The sequence below is a fragment of the Desulfovibrio sp. JC010 genome, assembly GCF_010470675.1.
Taxonomy (GTDB): Bacteria; Desulfobacterota; Desulfovibrionia; order Desulfovibrionales; family Desulfovibrionaceae; genus Maridesulfovibrio.
The window spans coordinates 52,929-69,633 of sequence record NZ_VOIQ01000010.1 but is presented as its reverse complement, the minus strand read 5'-3'; the positions used below and the strand labels follow the sequence as shown (position 1 = coordinate 69,633).

Here is a 16,705-nt window from a genome sequence, read left to right as displayed (position 1 = left end):
TCATGGAATTCTCAGCAATCATCATGATGATTTTCGGACTGGGCATTACCTGGGGCGGGGCCTGGGCCTGCTTTCGTATAGCCTTCAAGAACAGCTAAGCCTGAATTGAATATAAATTGATCAAGCCCTTCCGTGCTTTGCGCGGGAGGGCTTAATTTTTGCTCAGGATTAATCCAGATGTTCGTAAGTGTTCAAAATGTTTTCACTATGAGTAATTTCTTAAAAATCTTGCCTTGAATTCATTTATAACTGTAACGTGACCTTTGCTGTTTTGTGACGGAGTGGTGTTGTTAGAGTTTGTATGTGCCTGTAACAACTTGCGTAATTTTTAAGTCTGTTTGTTACATAAACATGGAGTGTGTCATGAAAAGGATTCTTGTATTTGCTTTGCTCACAGTGTTCGCCCTGGCCGGAACCGCGCAAGCGGAGACCCTGAAACTGTTAACCTGGAAAGGGTATGCTCATCAGAAGTTGATTGATGATTTTGAGAAGGAAACCGGAATCAAAGTCGAAGTTACTTTTTCCAACAACGAAGAAATGATCGCCAAGCTGCGGGCCACCCGTGGTGCAGGATTCGACCTTGCCCAGCCTTCTCAGGACCGTATTTCCTCCGTACAGGCAAAATACAAATTGTATCAGCCCATGGACTATTCCAAGCTTGATTCCAGCCTGTTCATCCCGTCAATGCTTACAGCGGTCAAGGCCAATACCCTTGTTAAGGATAAATCATACGCAGCACCTTTCTGCTGGGGAACTTCCGGACTGATTATCAACAGTGACAAGGCTCCGGGTGTTGATTCCTTTAAGGCTCTTATTGATCCCAAATACAAAGGCCGTGTAAGTTACCGTCTCAAGAGACCCACTCTTATCGCCATGGGCTTTGCTCTCGGCTATGATCCTTTCGCCCTCTATAATAAACCCAAAGAATACAAAGCCATGCTCGATGAGATTGCTGAGGTTCTGATCAAGGGCAAAGCCATCGTAAAGAACTACTATGCCAACGGCGACGCCCTGCTGGAATCCATGCGTTCCGGTGAGGTTTTTGTTGCCATGGCCTGGGATAACGGTGGTTGGAAACTCCACGCAGAGAATAAGGCTATTGACTTCAAGGCTCCCAAAGAAGGTGCTCTTGGCTGGATCGATACTTTCGTCATCCCGGCTAAAGCCAAGAATGTTGAAGCTGCCTACAAGTGGATCAACTTTGCTATGAGGCCTGAAAACGCAGGCTACTTCTCATCCAAAGAAAAATACGCCACTGCTTCCGCGGATGCTCTGAAGTACACCGAGAAGGCTGTTGCAGCCAACTTTGCCCGCTCCTTCCCTCAGTCGGTTATCGACAACATTAAGTGGTATCCGCCGGTACCTGCCAAGCTGGAAAGCATGGAAGGCAAGATTCTCGATAAAATCAAGGCAGCCAACTAGTCACTGCTGCTATATCGTTTTTCTGTGGCGGAGGGTCTTTGGGCCCTCCGCCTGTGTTCAATTTCCAGCCCGGGCGATGTTTTATGATCAATGATCTTTCTGTTTCTGATATGGTGAAGAAATTCGGCGACTTCACCGCTGTCGACCATGTCTCTTTCGATGTGCCTGCCGGATCGTTTTTTTCAATTCTCGGACCTTCCGGGTGCGGCAAGACCACCCTGCTGCGTATGATTGCCGGATTTGAGGAGCCCACTTCCGGGGATATTGAAATCCGGGGCGGGTCCATGCTCGGTGTGCCGCCCAACAAGCGTCCGGTTAATCTTGTGTTTCAGCATCTTGCCTTGTTTCCCATGATGAATGTTGCGGAGAACATTGCTTTCGGCCTGAAGCGTCGCGGAGTCGGTGCTGCTGAAATCGCAAAGAAGACCGAGACCATTCTGGAGCGGGTCGGGCTGCCCGGTTACGGAGCCAAGCAGATCAATCAGCTTTCCGGAGGCCAGAAGCAGAGGGTGGCTATTGCCCGTTGTCTGGTGTTGGAGCCTTCGGTGCTGCTCCTTGATGAACCTCTGGGCGCGCTGGACCTGAAGTTGCGCGAGCAGATGAAAGTGGAACTGAAGAAGCTGCAGGCCAAGGTGGGGACTACTTTTATCTACATCACCCACGACCAGTCCGAAGCTTTGGTCATGTCTGACCGGGTAGCGGTCATGAATAACGGCCGTTTCGAGCAGGTTGGCAGTCCGCAGGAACTTTACGGCAAACCCGCGACTCCTTTTGTGGCCCAGTTTGTGGGTGACAACAACAAGTGGAGCGGCAAGGTTGTTGAGAGCGACAGCGAGAAAGTCAGTATTGTCACTGATGAAGGGTACTCCTTTCAGACCAAGCCCCATGGTGCGTGTTCCACCGGAGGGCGGGCCGATCTTTTTCTGCGTCCGGAGGCCATGCTCATTGAGCCGAAAGACCGCAGCGGGCTGAATGTTTTTGAGGTCACCGTGAAAAGCATCCTTTTTGACGGGGCCAACAGCCGTTTGCTGACCGTGACTAAAGAGGAGCACGAGCTTATCGTCAGCCTGCCCCAGAACCGGAGGTTCGATCACATTGAACCGGGTAATGAAATTTCCGTGGGCTGGCATCCTGATTCCGGTATCTGTTTCGGAGCAGGGGAGTAGTCATGGTCCGTTCACGAATGGTTTTCTGGATATTTTTCGCCCCGGTGATCATGTGGCTGATGCTCCTCATCGTGCTGCCGCTCTGTGATTTGCTGACCATGAGTTTTCGCGGTGAGAACGATTACGGCGACATGGTCTGGACCCTGCAGAATTATGCTAATTTTTTTGGTGAACCCATTTACTGGCTTACCTTTGTGCGTACCTGTCTCTACGCCATTGTGACTACGTTTATCGTCTTTCTGCTCTCCATGCCTGTGTCATTTTATATTGCCAAGCTGGCTAGGGCGCGGGTGCAGGGGGCGTTGATGATTCTGCTTCTGCTGCCTTTCTGGGTCAGTGAACTGGTCCGCATTTACGGCTGGATGATTCTGCTGCGCGAGTCCGGAGTGCTTAATTTTTTCATGCTCAAGATCGGAGTGATTCATAAGCCCGTTGAGATGCTCTACAACGACGCGACCATGATCATGGGGCTGGTTTATACTTCCATGCTGTTCATGGTGGTGCCGCTGGTTTCGGTCATGGAGAGCCTTGACGACTCACTCATCGAAGCGGCCCATGATCTGGGGGCCGGGCAGTGGACCATCTGGCGGACGATCATCATTCCCCACTGTAAGCCGGGCATCACTTCCGGCTCCATCGTGGTCTTCATGCTCGTGCTCGGTAACTACCTGACCCCGAACCTCATGGGCGGCAAGAACTCCCTCTGGTTTACGGAGCAGATATACAACCAGTTCATTGCCAGTTTCAACTGGAATCAGGGTTCGGCCTTCGGCTTCCTGCTGCTGATACTTAGTTCTTTGATCATCTGGGTCGGGCTTAAATTGACCCGCCAGAAACTCGGGGAGGTGGCCTCATGATCCGTTCCTTGCCGCGCAGCAAAGCCTACAATTGGTCTTTCAATTGTTTCATCCTTTTGTATTTTGTATTTCTGTTCGCCCCGCTGGTGGTCACCTGTGTGCTGGCTTTTAACGATTCCAACTTTCCGGCTCTGCCGTGGAAGGGTTTTACTCTGGACTGGTTTTTATCCAGCGGACCGGAGCGTATCGGGCTGTTTCATGATGACCAGAACCTGCGCTCCATTGTGACCAGTTTCCAGACCGCGTTCTTTGTATCCATTTTCAGTGTCATCGTGGGCACCTGCGCCAGCTTCCTTTTCGAGAAGGAGGAGTTCCGATTCAAGGGATTGCTCTATTTTCTGATGCTGGCTCCGCTGGTCATTCCCGGTGTCATCCTCGGTATCTCCCTGCTGCTGGCATCCAATACCGCCGGGTTGTATTTCGATGAAACTTTCGGGCTTGATTTTGAACTCTTCCGGCCCAGCTTCTGGCTGGTGGTGCTGGGACAGTTTTCCTTTATCACCACCTTCGTGACTCTTGTGGTTTCGGCAAGGCTGCGCAAGTTCGACCATTCCCTTGAAGAGGCGGCCCTGAATCTCGGTGCTACCCAGTTGGAAGTAATCTGGTACATCACCCTGAAGTTCCTGCGTCCGGCTATTATAGGGGCCGGGGCAGTGGCATTTCTGATGAGTTTTGAGAACTTCAACACCACCCTCTTTCTGGTGGGATCGGAACCGACTCTGCCCATCAACCTTTATCTGCAGGTGCGTGACGGCAGTACCCCGGTGATCAATGCGGTTTCGCTGCTGCTGATTGTTGGTACTTCACTGCTGGCACTTTGTAATTTGTATTTCTCCAAGCGCGGGGAGTAGATTTAACTTTGCCAAAACAATAGCCCGGCCCCGGAAACCCGGGGCCGGGCTTTACTAATGCACACCTTAGCCATGGGCCCGGACAACAACGTCCGGGTAAGAATCCATTAACTCTGTTTTTACTTTCAGCTTAGTAACTGTTTTGCCGCCAGAGTCGGACGGCATGCTTCCGGTGGTTCGGCTGTGTCTAGCTTTGGGCCGACCGGAATTTTCTGGTTTCTGTTTACGTACTTCTGAGTTGATAGTACCTCCATTCGCCGCTGTCATGCATGGGGTTGATGCATATTTGCGACGGTGTCTCAGATCGCGAGTGGCAGAAGTATTTCAAGGGGTAATATTCTGCCGCCGATCATGGTCCATTTTCATGGGCCTCCTGATGTTCCCGGTTTCATGGCGTTTTTCCATGATGCGGATTGGAAAGACGCTCCAGGCACCGGGAGTTGTTCCGACCACTCCTTTTTATGTCCCGGGAGTGTGGACTGGGACATTACGCACTTTGTTTGAGGGATTGCGTATTAAAGGTTGCGGCCGGAAAATTATGAAATTTTAAATCCCCTTGTAGATTCTGGTTACCCGGGCCATGAGTGTGGAGACTATCTCGTAATTGATGGTTCCCAGCTCACAGGCCATCCGTTCTGCGGAAAGCTCCGCCTTTTCCTGCTTTCCAATGATGACCACTTCATCTCCGGCCTGAACATCTTTAATTTTTCCGACATCAATGACGCTCTGATCCATGCAGACCCGGCCCACAATCGGAGCCTGTATTCCGTGGACCAGCACCTTCCCGGCTGAGGAAAGCTGTCGTCTGTAGCCGTCGGCATAGCCCAGCGGGATTGTGGCCAGTCTGGTGGGAGCGGTGGTGGTGTAAGTGTGCCCGTAGCTGATCCTGAATCCTGCGGGAACTTCCTTGACCTGAGCAATGCGGGCTTTGATCTGCATGGCCGGTTTCAAGTCGGCATTGATCTGGTGCACGCCGCTTGAAGGGTATAGCCCGTAAAGCATGATTCCGGGGCGGACCATATCCAGATAGGATTCCGGGAGATCTATAATCGCCGCGCTGTTGGCCGCATGCTTGAGGGGGATATGGATGCCGCGTTGTTCCAGCTCGGCCAGAGTGTTTTTGAACAGTCTAAGCTGGGCCAGAGCACTGGTTTTATCCGCTTCATCGCTGGCCGCGAAATGGGTGAAAATTCCTTCTGTCTCCAGATGGGGAAGCTGGTGGATTACGGCTACTGATTCCGGGAGCATGCCGTTCATGGTTTCCTGCACCAGCCCCAGACGGCCCATGCCGGTGTCGATTTTAATATGGATTTTAATTTTCCCGCCGGTACGGGCCTGCTCATTGAGCCGCAATCCGTAATCCGTAGAGAAAACGGTCTGGATGATGTCGTGTTTCTGCAATTGTGCAGCAGCTTCCGGGGGAGTATACCCGAGGACCAGAATAGGTTTATCAATCCCCTGACTGCGCAGGGTGATTGCTTCGTCCAGCCGTGCCACACCGAAATAATCCGCTCCGGCACTGCTTAAATTCTTGGCTACTTCAGGCAGCCCGTGTCCGTACGCATCCGCCTTGACCACAGCCATGATTTTTGACTGCTTTTTTACCAGACGCTGTACTTCCGAAAAATTGTGTTTAATGGCTTGCAGGTCAATTTCAGCCCAGACCGGGGCAAAGCTGGCCGGATTATTCATAACTTACCTCGCGGCTCCTGTGTGTCTGTAATCAGTGCAGACTGGTACGTGGAATTTAAGAGGCTTATTTCAGCCCCCCTTCCGGGCGGTGGTACTCCCGGAAGGGGGACATGTGAGGCCGTATGTCTTTTTGCTTCTACGAAACTACTTTTCAGTTTCAGTAGCAGCGGAGGTTTTTGCTGTGGAACCCTGCTTTGCAAAGTACTTCTTGGTTTCAGTCACAACAACCGGAGTCAGCAGCAGGAGGCCGACAAGGTTGGGGATAGCCATGAGACCGTTGAAGGTGTCGGAAAGGTTCCATACGAAGCTGAGCTTGGCGATGGCACCTACACCTACGAAGCAGATGAATACAAGACGGTAGGGCAGTACTGCTTTTACACCGAACAGGTATTCTATGGATTTTTCACCGTAGTAGCACCAGCCGAGGATGGTGGAGTAGGCGAAAAGAATCAGGCCGATGGTAACGATATGTTCACCGCCGCTGAAACCTGCGCCGAAACCGATGGTGGTCAGCTCAGCACCTGTGGCACCGCTGGACCAGGTACCGGTAAGGATCAGTACGAGACCGGTCATGGTACAGACGATGATGGTATCGATGAAGGTCTGGGTCATGGAGACCAGAGCCTGAGTTACAGGTTCTTTGGTCTGTGCTGCTGCTGCTGCGATAGGAGCACTACCGAGACCGGATTCGTTGGAGAATACGCCGCGGGCAACACCCATGCGTACTGCGAGCATGATGGTTGATCCGGCAAATCCGCCGACTGCTGCGGTGGGGTTGAATGCCTGCTCTACGATGAAAGCGAGGGCTGCGGGAACTTCAGCGATGTTGATCAGAATGATGTAGGATGCGCCGACCATGTAGAAAACGATCATGACAGGCACGAGCAGTCCGGTAACTTTACCGATCTTTTTGATACCGCCGAGGATAACGGCAGCGGTCAGGATAGTCAGCAGTGCACCAGTGATGTAGGGGGAAACGCCGTAAGTGGCTTCAACTGCATCGGCAACGGAGTTGGACTGAACCATGTTACCGATACCGAAAGCGGCGATGGATGCGAAGATGGCGAAGAGGGTACCCAGCCAGGGCATGTTGAGGCCCTTGGAAATGTAGTACATGGGACCACCGCTCATTTCGCCGTTTTCGTCCACAACGCGGTATTTAACGGCCAGTACTGCTTCCGCGTACTTGGTGGCCATGCCTACGAGGCCTGTCATCCACATCCAGAACAGTGCGCCGGGACCACCGACAGCGATGGCGGTTGCCACACCTGCGATGTTACCGGTACCCACTGTTGCGGAAAGGGCGGTCATCAGGGCCTGAAAGTGAGTGATATCACCGGGTTCGTCAGTATCTTCTTTGCGTTTAATAAGAGCGAGGTAGAGGGCGTACCACAGTTTTCTGAATTGCAGTCCGCGTAGAGAAAAAGTAAGCCAGATTCCGGTTCCGACGAGCAGGACAAGCATGGGCGGTCCCCATGCAAATGCGCCGATTTTACCAACTATTCCGTCCAGTAAGGTCAAGAATTCCATATCATCCCCTTGTAAGTTTACAGGTTACTCCCAGACTGCCGAGAAAAACTCCAGCTGTGGCGTAAAGATCTCCGGTGAGCAGACCGGTTCTCTTTCCTGTGGGGTTTCAGGAAAGCACTGAAGCCTGCGCAGAGGGACTTGCGCAATGCTTCAGTGCTTATTGTGATTATTTCTAATTCATTTCTGGGCAGTCTTCCTGATTTGACTTGATAATCTGAATTGTCAGCAGATTTTTCGTTTTCTAGTTGTCGTAAAGAACGGATTCAACCGGGGTGAATTCGAGGTCGAATGCCTCGGCAACGCCCTTGTAGGTAACTTTGCCGCCGACCATGTTCAGACCGGTCTTGATGGCATTGCTGTCCTGAGCTGCCTGTTTCCAGCCTTTGTTGGCGATCTGGAGAGCGTAGGGCAGGGTGGCGTTGGTCAGGGCCATGGTGGAAGTCATGGGCACTGCACCGGGCATGTTGGCAACGCAGTAGTGGATAACGCCTTCAACATCGTAGACGGGATCACCGTGGGTGGTGGGCTTGGAAGTTTCAAAGCAACCGCCCTGGTCGATGGCAACGTCGACGATTACGGAGCCGTCTTTCATGGTTTTGAGCATTTCGCGGGTAACCAGCTTGGGAGCTTTTGCACCGGCAACCAGAACTGCGCCGATAACAACATCAGCTTCCTGAACCAGTTCACGGAGAAGTGCGGGGCTGCTCATCATGGGGAAGCAGTTCTTGGGCATGATTTCAGAGAGGTAACGCAGTCTTTCGAGGTTCATGTCGAGAATGGTTACTTTGGCACCCAGACCGCAGGCCATCTGTGCTGCGTTGGTACCTACAACACCGCCGCCGATAACAACGACGTTTGCGGGAGTAACACCGGTAACGCCGCCCATGAGCATGCCGCGTCCACCGTAGTAGCGTTCGAGGTATTTGGCACCTTCCTGAACGGACATACGTCCTGCAACTTCAGACATGGGAGTCAGCAGGGGCAGGTCGCCTTTGCCGCCTTCAACGGTTTCGTAAGCGATGGCAATGGATTTGTTTTTGACGAATGCGCGGGTCAGGGGCTCGTCAGGAGCAAAGTGGAAATAGGTGAAAACGATCTGGCCTTCACGAACCATGTCGTACTCAGAAGCCTGAGGTTCTTTAACATGCATGACCATTTCGCATTCCGCATAAATTTCAGCGGGAGTGTCGATGATTTTGGCACCGGCTGCAATGTAGTCTTCATCGGAGAAACCGCTGCCCACACCTGCGGTTTTTTCAACCCACAGCTCGTGACCGTTTGCGATCATGACTTCAACACCGGAGGGTGTCATGGATACTCTGTTCTCTTCTGCCTTGATTTCTTTCAAGATACCAACTCTCATTTCCACTTCTCCTGATTTGTTTTGTTTGTGCCCTGCAATCACAACAGGGCTGGCGTTTTTAAAAAAAGAGTCTGAACTCTTGGTTGGTTTTCCCTATGGCAATCCGTATGCCAAAGTTGGCTGAAAGAGCTGAATTAGTTTTTGCGAAACGTTAAAAATCCATGAAAACGGAAGTTTAAGAGAAGAAATTAAAGATTGTGCTAATATTCACGAAATCATTGCGCATTAAAATTGAATTTTAGGAAATGTGATGCGGTCTGATAAGTTGCCAGTTGATTTATTGGAGAGCGTTCAAGACTTTGAAATAGTATACTTTTGCTATGGCGGTACCAAAAGTTTCCATTTTTTGATTTAGATGCAGAATCAGGTTTGAGTGGCGAAAACAAAAGGGAATGAGTGGTAATAAAAGATACCAAAGCGAAGCCCCGCACTCCGGTCTGGTGGAGCTGCGGGGCTGGTGTGGAGTGTGTTTCTGTCCGGTTTAATCGGCAGAGACTGCCGCTTGCCACGGTTGATCTTTTTCTTGGTTATATAGTTGATGTTTTTGTATTTTTTTGAGCAGTGCCGTGTGGGATATGCTCAGTCTCCGGGCGGCCTTGCGGATGCTGGGAGTAGAGTTGAGGGTGTCGAGCAGTATTTTCATTTCGTATTTGCCGACCATGTCCTTGAGCGACGCTCCGCTTTGAAGTGTGAGCGGGACGGCTCTGCACTGCTGGCCGCAGTTTGATTCCTGCTTGGCATTAATATGAATGGATTCAGCTGAAATTTCATTGGAATTGCTGAAGATGGAAGCTCGTTCAATGACATTTTGCAGTTCACGGACATTGCCCGGCCAGCTGTAGGCCAGCAATTTGTCCTGTCCTGACCTGCTGATGGTCTGTTCCTTTTTTTCCAGCTTGCGGTTGAAGCGGTTCAGGAAGGACTCGGCCATGAGTGTTATATCAAATCCTCTTTCGCGAAGAGGAGGAATCTGGATGCTCAGGACGTTGATGCGGTAAAAAAGGTCTTCGCGGAAATCTCCGGCGGCAACCATGTCGTTCAGGTTTTTGTTGGTTGCGGTGATCACTCTGGCATTGACCGGAATCTCCTCAACCCCGCCGATGCGGCGTACACATCCTTCCTGCAGCACGCGCAGGATTTTGGCCTGCGGTCCGGGAGGCATGTCACCTATTTCATCAAGAAAGATGGTTCCGTTCTGAGCAGCTTCAAAAAGGCCGGGTTTGCCTTTTTTCTTGGCTCCGGTGAAGGCTCCGTCAATGTATCCGAAGAGTTCGCTTTCAATAAGCTGTTCGGGCAGGGCTGCACAGTTGATGGGGATGAACGGACCGGGTCTGCCGCTTTCAAAGTGGATGGCCCGGGCGAATAGTTCCTTACCTGTGCCGCTTTCTCCGGTGATGGATACAATGGTGTCCAGCTCGGCAATGCGCTTGGCAAAAGTAATCAGGTTCTTGATGGCCGGGCTTTCGCCGATGAAGTCGTCGAATTTGAAATCAATGGGGGTCATGACCGCATCGACCATGGCTTTCACTTCCTGCAGGTCCTTCATGAGCAGGACTGCGCCGACGAAATCGCCCTGTGAATCATGGATGGGTTTTGCCGAGCCGTAAAAATCCACCCGTCCAGTGCTGGTCACTGCGGATTTTCGCCTGTTGACCGGAATGCGTTTCTGCATGCATTCCATGAGCAGGTTGTTTTTTGGCGTAATTTCGCCGACATAGGTGTTGACCAGGCTTTCGTAGGGGGTGTTCAGGATGCGGCAGGCAACGCTGTTGGCGGTGTTGATAATCCCTTTGGAATTGACCGAAACGATGCCTTCGCTCATGCCGTCAAAAAGGATGCGGAACCATTTTTCCCTTTTTTCCTGCGGCAACCGCTTGAGCTCGCTCTGGCTGTCAATGCCGGGCAGGGTGGAGAAAAGGGCAAGTATTTCTTCTGGTTTAAAGGAATGTCCGTTTTCCACTTCCAGTGAAATCTGGGCAAAACCGTCCTTTTGCTCCACTTCCATGCTGATAATGTTCAGCTTGTGCTCCAGCATCAATTTGGTGATGTCGAATACAATTCCGATACGGTCCTTAAACAGAAGCTTGTATTTTTTATTATCACTCATCCGGCTTCCCCCTCTTTCTTGAAGTGAAGGTAGCGGCTTCCGGTGGTAAAATAAAGTTCTTTGTGGTAACTTTTTGAACCATACGGTCATAAATGTTTGTGATGGAGTCTACGGGTACTTAGTCCTAAATTCAATTGGTTCGTATTGTTACCGCTGGGTGGTGATTGCTGAATGCTCCATTCTCTTGTCCATTGTGCATGCAGGTGCTAATCTGGCTCGTATTCCGCAACCTGAATATATTCATGAGGAAGCAGTGATTTCATTTTCAGATACTGACCGCACCGTCGGATCAGGTTTTGCCCGCATTGCCTGTTTCTGCGCTTTTATTTTCTTTCTTGTTTTCCAGACTTTTTTCGTTGGCCCTGTTGTTGCGGACGATTCCCCTCTGAGTCTTACTCCCGAAGAACAGGCCTTCATCGATAGCGGTGTCAAGTTACGTATCAGTGAGGTTGACTGGGAGCCTTTATCCATAATTGATGATGACGGTCAGTTCCGGGGAATTATCGCGGACTACATGAACATGATCAGTGCTCTCTCCGGTTTGGAGTTCGAATTTGTTGCCAGCAGTTCGTGGGCGGATGTGCTGGATAAATATACTGTGGACAAGTTGGATATCATACCGGCCTTGAGCGATGACGATATGGTCGGGCGAAAGGTGCTTTTTTCCGATGTTTATGTCTCATTTCCGCTGGTTGTAGTTACAGGCGATGAACGCAGATCAATCCAGAATCTGCAGCAGTTGAGAGGGATGAAGGTCGCCGCCGGGCAGTCCTATACCAGCTACCATTATGTTCAGGAAAATTTTCCGGATATTAAGCTTGTGGGAACCCTTGATGTGGAGGAGGGATTGCTGCTGCTGACCAAGGGCAAGGTCGATGCATTCGTGGGGCATCTCGCGGTTGTGGTTGATAATATGAACAGGCTCGGTCTGAAAAACCTTAAAATTGCGGGGACAGCCGGGTTTGATTTTGAGCACCGTATCGGAGTTTCCCCGGATTATCCGTTAGCTCTCTCCATCATCAACAAGTCTCTTGCGGCTATTGATGATGATTCCCACCGTGAAATCCGTCAGAAATGGTTTGATGTCCGTTACGAGCAGCCGGTTAATTACGGCGAAATTGTACTGTTGTTCGCTTGTCTGGTTATCGCGCTGGCCATGATTATTTTCTGGAACCGCAAGCTGTTCAGGCTGAATGAATCCCTGAATAAAGAAGTTGCCCGGCGGCGCAGAATGGAAAAGGTCCATAACATTCTTTATGAACTTGCCCTTTCCGTTTCTCAGGTTTCAGGCATTGATGAATTTTATTCCCTTGTGCAGGGGCAGGTCAACAAACTCATGCATGCGCGCAATTTTTACATAGCCGCATATGACCGGGAAGCAGAGGTGATCAGTTTTCCGTATTTTTCTGATGAAAAGGAGTCTGCTCCTGCACCGAGAAAGATGGGAATCGGGCTTACCGATTATGTTGTCAAAACCGGAGAGCCTCTTTACGGGGACAGTGTAACCCGAAGCAGGTTGCGCGATAAAGGTGAGTACAAGTTGCTGGGGCCCGGCTGTGAGATATGGCTGGGTGTTCCTTTGAAACTGCATGGGGATGTGGTCGGTGTTATGGCTGTCCAGTCATACAGTGCCGAGCAGACCCTTGATGAAAGGGATTTTGAGGTCCTGCTTTTTCTCTCAACTTATGTGGGACTGGCTCTGGAACGTTTATCTCTCATGGAAAAAGGCCGGGAACAGACCCTTGCCCTGAAGGAAAGGGAGATCAAATACCGCTCAATTTTTGATAATGCCAGCGATGCCATTCTGTTGATAGATCTTGATTACAATATCATCAGTGCCAACCCGGAAGCTGTGTCCATGTTCCGCTGCAAATCAGAAGAAGAACTGCTTTTTTATCGTCCGGAGAATCTCATTGCCCCAAACCAGACTGAAGGTGTGCCGACCGATGTGTTGTTGGATAAATGGGTCAGGACTACTGTCGAAAGTGGAGAACTTGATTTCGATGTTATCTGCAGACGTCTGGATGGAGAGGAATTTTTTGCCAGCGTGCGTGCCCGTAAGATGGATATCAGCGGCAGACCCTTGCTGCAGGCGACTTTAAGTGATGTCACTGAGCAGCGCAGGACCAAGAAGGAATTGGAGGACGCCTACCACCGTTTGAATGATATTGTTGAATTCCTGCCCGACCCGACCATTGTTATTGACAGCAAAGGGGTGGTGCTGGCCTGGAACAGGGCAGTTGAAGAAGCTACCGGGGTCAGTAAGGAAGATATAATCGGCAAAGCAGACTATGAATACGCCCTGCCCTTTTACGGGGAACGCAGGCCTATCCTTATTGATTTCGCTTTGCGGGATGATCTGGAGCCGCTTACCGATAAGTATGAATCGCTGGAACGCCGACGGGGCATGCTTTACGGGGAGGTTTACACCCCCCACGCATTTGACGGAGAGGGTGCTTATTTCTGGGGGGTAGCCGGACCGCTGCGCAATCGTTCCGGACAAATCGTCGGTGCGGTGGAATGCATGCGTAATGTCACGGAGCGCAGGCAGGTGGAAAAGGAACTCAACCGGGCAAGGCTGGCAGCTGAAGCAGCAACCCGGGCCAAATCTGAATTTCTTGCCAATATGAGTCACGAAATACGTACCCCCATGAACAGCATTATCGGGTTTGGTCATTTGATGCAGAACGCAGATCTCGATACCGCACAACAGGGATATCTGGATAAAATGATGTCTTCGGCGGACTCCCTGTTATCCATCATCGGTGATATTCTGGACTTTTCAAAGATTGAAGCCGGTAAATTTGTGCTTGAAGATGTTAAATTCGGGCTGGACAGTGTGCTGGAAAAAATCTGCAACATGGTTGCGGTGAAAGCCGAATTGAAGGGGATCGATTTTGTCCTTTCCGTAGATCCGGATGTCCCTTTTTATTTGCAGGGCGATCCTTTGCGCCTTGAACAGGTGTTGACCAATCTTGTCAATAATGCAGTGAAATTTACAGATTCCGGGGAAGTAAATCTGATTGTTGCCTGTGAGTATGATTGTGAGGGCGACCCGCGGATCAGGTTTACGGTCAGGGACAGCGGTATCGGCCTGAGCAGTGACGAGATTTCACAGCTTTTTAATTCTTTTACCCAAGCGGACGCATCAACCACCCGTAAGTACGGTGGAACCGGTCTGGGGCTGGCTATCGCCCGTTCACTTGTGGAATTGATGGGCGGCAGTGTCAGTGTGGAAAGTAAACCGGGAATGGGCAGCTCGTTTTATTTTACCGTGCCGTTGCCTGCTGTTGTTGCAGACAAAGAGATACCCATGCCTGTTGTAAAAGAGGAAACGAAGGCACTGGTTGTGGAAAGCAACATGCTGGCCCGCGAGTTTGTGCGTTCAGCCATGGAAAAAGCAGGCTTCAGGGTTGCGGTGGACAGTTCGGCTTCCGGTGCGCTTGCACGGCTGGAAAAGCATAGCTCCGATGAGGCTTTGGGGCTTATTCTGCTTTCAGGTAAACTGTCCGATCTTCCCGTTCTGGATGGCGTTGCCCTGATTAGAGGGCTGCCAGGGCTTGAGGATGTTCCTATAATCATGATGGCTCCCGTGAATGTGGATGAATCTTTTCGCAAGGAAGCAGCGCAGGTCGGTGTGGATGGTTTTGTATCCCGTCCGGTGACGCGTCTTTCCTTGTATGAAGCCCTGCACAATGAGCTTAACAGCCCGGATGACACTGCTTTATCCGCAGCTGTCTGCGAAACTGATTTTGATCTGGATTTTGCGGGCAAAGTTCCGAAGGTGCTGGTTGTTGAAGATAACGAACTCAACCAGCAGGTCGCCCGGAGGATGCTTGAGGGGCTTGGTTTGGAAGTGGATGTTGCCGGGAACGGGCGCAAGGCTCTGGATGTTCTTGCGGAGGAAGCATATAATCTTGTGCTCATGGATATCCAGATGCCGGAGATGGACGGTCTTACCGCTGCCAGGATTATCCGTTCGGATGACCGCTACAGCAATCTGCCGATTCTGGCTATGACCGCCCATGCCATGCCCGGTGACCGGGAAAAAAGCCTTGAGGCCGGTATGGATGAGCATTTAACCAAGCCCATTGATCCTGATGAGTTGAAAAAGGCACTGGGTAAGTATCTTAATATGGAAGAGGCGGCCTATGTCCCGGATGTCGGTGCAACCGAGGATGAAGAGCCGTTTGCCCTGAGATTGCCCGGAATAGACACTGCGCGGGGACTGCGTAACATAGGCGGGAACCGGGAAGGGTATCTGAAGGTCCTGCTGGGATTCAGGGAAAGCTATGCCGATTTAGCTGAAGAACTGGAAGAACTGCTTTCCGGAGAGAGGTTGGAACAGGCTTTGATGAAGATTCATTCCTTGAAAGGTATTGCCGGGAACATAGGGGCAGATAGACTTTACGGGTTCTGCCGAACTCTTGAGGGGAACCTGCGCGGCGACGCTCAGGATGGTTATGGCGATGACCTGAATGCTCTTGTTTCGGAACTGGATACAGTGATTAACGGGCTGGAAGAAATAGATTCTTTCGAGACGCCGCAAAGACGTGAATATGTGTTTGATAAAGAAAAGAGTTTTAATCTTATAAGCAAATTGTATATTATGCTCGCTGAAGGTGATGCTGAGTCCGGCGATGTGCTGAATGACTTGCGTGTTCATTTCAATCTTGAAAAGTACGCAGAGCAGCTTGAAGAATTGACCCGGCATATAGAGAATTTTGATTTTGATGACGGGCTGGCTGTGCTGGAACTGATTGCGGATAAACTCGGAATTAAGTTGGAAAGCAGGTATAAATAATGGAAGAGAAAGCTAAAATTCTGATTGTTGATGATGAGCGGTTGAATCTTAATGTCCTTTCGGATTTGCTGCGGCAGGATTATAAGGTTGTGCTGGCTAAAAACGGCAATCAGGCCCTTGACCGGATAAATTCCGAAAATCCTCCTGATCTGGTTCTGCTTGATGTGCTGATGCCGGAAATGGACGGTTATGAAGTCCTGCGCAAAATCAAATCCCGTGACGAAACCAAGGCTATCCCGATTGTTTTCATCACCGCCCTTGATTCCGAGCATGATGAGGCCAGAGGGCTTGAGATGGGCGCAGTGGATTATATACGCAAGCCTTTTCATCCTCCCATTGTAAAAGCGAGGGTCAAGAACCATCTTATAATCGCCCGTCAGCGCAAACTGCTGGAAGGGCTTGCCAATCTCGACGGGCTGACCGAGATGCCCAACCGCAGGAGTTTTGAGCTGGCACTGGAAAGGGAGTGGCGTCGTTGCAGCCGTTCCGGGGATTACATGTCCCTTGCCATGCTCGATGTGGATTGCTTCAAACAGTACAATGACAACTACGGTCACACTGCCGGGGACGAGGTTCTCAAAAAGGTCGCAGATGTTTTGCAGGCTGAGGTCGGACGTCCTTCAGATGTGGCTGCCCGCTACGGTGGAGAGGAGTTTGTTCTCCTGTTGCCGGAGACTGATTCCGACGGGGGCAGGTATCTTGCCGAAAAGATTAGGGTGCTGATTGCAGAGCTTGAAATTAAGCACGAATTTTCATCTGTAAGCAATGTGCTCACTGTTAGCCTCGGCGGGGTGACTGTGGTTCCATCCACCTTTGCCAAAGCGCAGGATTTGACTGTGGGTGCAGATTCCATGCTTTATGAAGCCAAACGCAGGGGCAGGAATATGGTCCTCTGGACCGACCTCAGCTGATT

At 50.7% G+C, this 16,705-nt stretch carries 11 protein-coding genes; 7 read left to right on the top strand and 4 right to left on the bottom strand.

What is annotated here, in order from left to right:
• Positions 1 to 2 precede the first annotated feature (2 nt).
• From FMR86_RS12500 to FMR86_RS12480, 5 genes are all read left to right on the top strand, one after another.
• Positions 3 to 98 (top strand): MetS family NSS transporter small subunit, encoded by a 96-nt coding sequence (locus FMR86_RS12500; protein WP_163351740.1) that lies wholly within the window; start codon positions 3 to 5, stop codon positions 96 to 98.
• 265 nt (positions 99 to 363) lie between these two features.
• On the top strand, positions 364 to 1,422 hold the full coding sequence (locus FMR86_RS12495; RefSeq protein ID WP_163351739.1) for an extracellular solute-binding protein: 1,059 nt from the start codon (positions 364 to 366) through the stop codon (positions 1,420 to 1,422).
• Between the two features lie 83 nt (positions 1,423 to 1,505).
• Complete coding sequence (locus FMR86_RS12490; RefSeq protein WP_163351738.1) at positions 1,506 to 2,588, top strand: ABC transporter ATP-binding protein; 1,083 nt, start codon at positions 1,506 to 1,508, stop codon at positions 2,586 to 2,588.
• Positions 2,589 to 2,590: 2 nt separating this feature from the next.
• Positions 2,591 to 3,445 carry an ABC transporter permease gene (locus tag FMR86_RS12485; protein ID WP_163351737.1) on the top strand — a complete coding sequence of 285 codons (855 nt, stop codon included), beginning with the start codon at positions 2,591 to 2,593 and terminating at the stop codon, positions 3,443 to 3,445.
• Entirely contained in the window at positions 3,442 to 4,296 is an 855-nt protein-coding gene (locus FMR86_RS12480; RefSeq protein WP_163351736.1) for an ABC transporter permease, read from the top strand. The genes FMR86_RS12485 and FMR86_RS12480 overlap by 4 nt, the downstream gene beginning before the upstream one ends.
• Before the next feature lie 546 nt (positions 4,297 to 4,842).
• On the opposite strand, the gene alr is transcribed toward FMR86_RS12480, so the two are convergent.
• The 4 genes from alr to FMR86_RS12460 all read right to left on the bottom strand — a co-directional run bounded on the left by alr (position 4,843) and on the right by FMR86_RS12460 (position 10,988).
• Complete coding sequence (gene alr, locus FMR86_RS12475) at positions 4,843 to 5,988, bottom strand: alanine racemase (RefSeq protein WP_163351735.1); 1,146 nt, start codon at positions 5,986 to 5,988, stop codon at positions 4,843 to 4,845.
• A 144-nt stretch (positions 5,989 to 6,132) separates the two neighbouring features.
• Positions 6,133 to 7,518, bottom strand: a complete 1,386-nt coding sequence (locus FMR86_RS12470; protein WP_163351734.1) for a sodium:alanine symporter family protein — start codon at positions 7,516 to 7,518, stop codon at positions 6,133 to 6,135.
• 241 nt (positions 7,519 to 7,759) lie between these two features.
• Positions 7,760 to 8,881 carry an alanine dehydrogenase gene (gene ald / locus FMR86_RS12465; RefSeq protein WP_163351733.1) on the bottom strand — a complete coding sequence of 374 codons (1,122 nt, stop codon included), beginning with the start codon at positions 8,879 to 8,881 and terminating at the stop codon, positions 7,760 to 7,762.
• A gap of 481 nt (positions 8,882 to 9,362) precedes the next feature.
• On the bottom strand, positions 9,363 to 10,988 hold the full coding sequence (locus tag FMR86_RS12460) for a sigma-54-dependent Fis family transcriptional regulator (RefSeq protein WP_163351732.1): 1,626 nt from the start codon (positions 10,986 to 10,988) through the stop codon (positions 9,363 to 9,365).
• Between the two features lie 253 nt (positions 10,989 to 11,241).
• Here FMR86_RS12460 and FMR86_RS12455 point away from each other — a divergent pair, with 253 nt between their 5' ends.
• Positions 11,242 to 15,792 (top strand): response regulator, encoded by a 4,551-nt coding sequence (locus tag FMR86_RS12455; protein ID WP_163351731.1) that lies wholly within the window; start codon positions 11,242 to 11,244, stop codon positions 15,790 to 15,792.
• Positions 15,792 to 16,703 (top strand): diguanylate cyclase, encoded by a 912-nt coding sequence (locus tag FMR86_RS12450; protein WP_163351730.1) that lies wholly within the window; start codon positions 15,792 to 15,794, stop codon positions 16,701 to 16,703. Before FMR86_RS12455 ends, FMR86_RS12450 begins: the two co-directional genes overlap by 1 nt.
• Positions 16,704 to 16,705 lie beyond the last annotated feature (2 nt).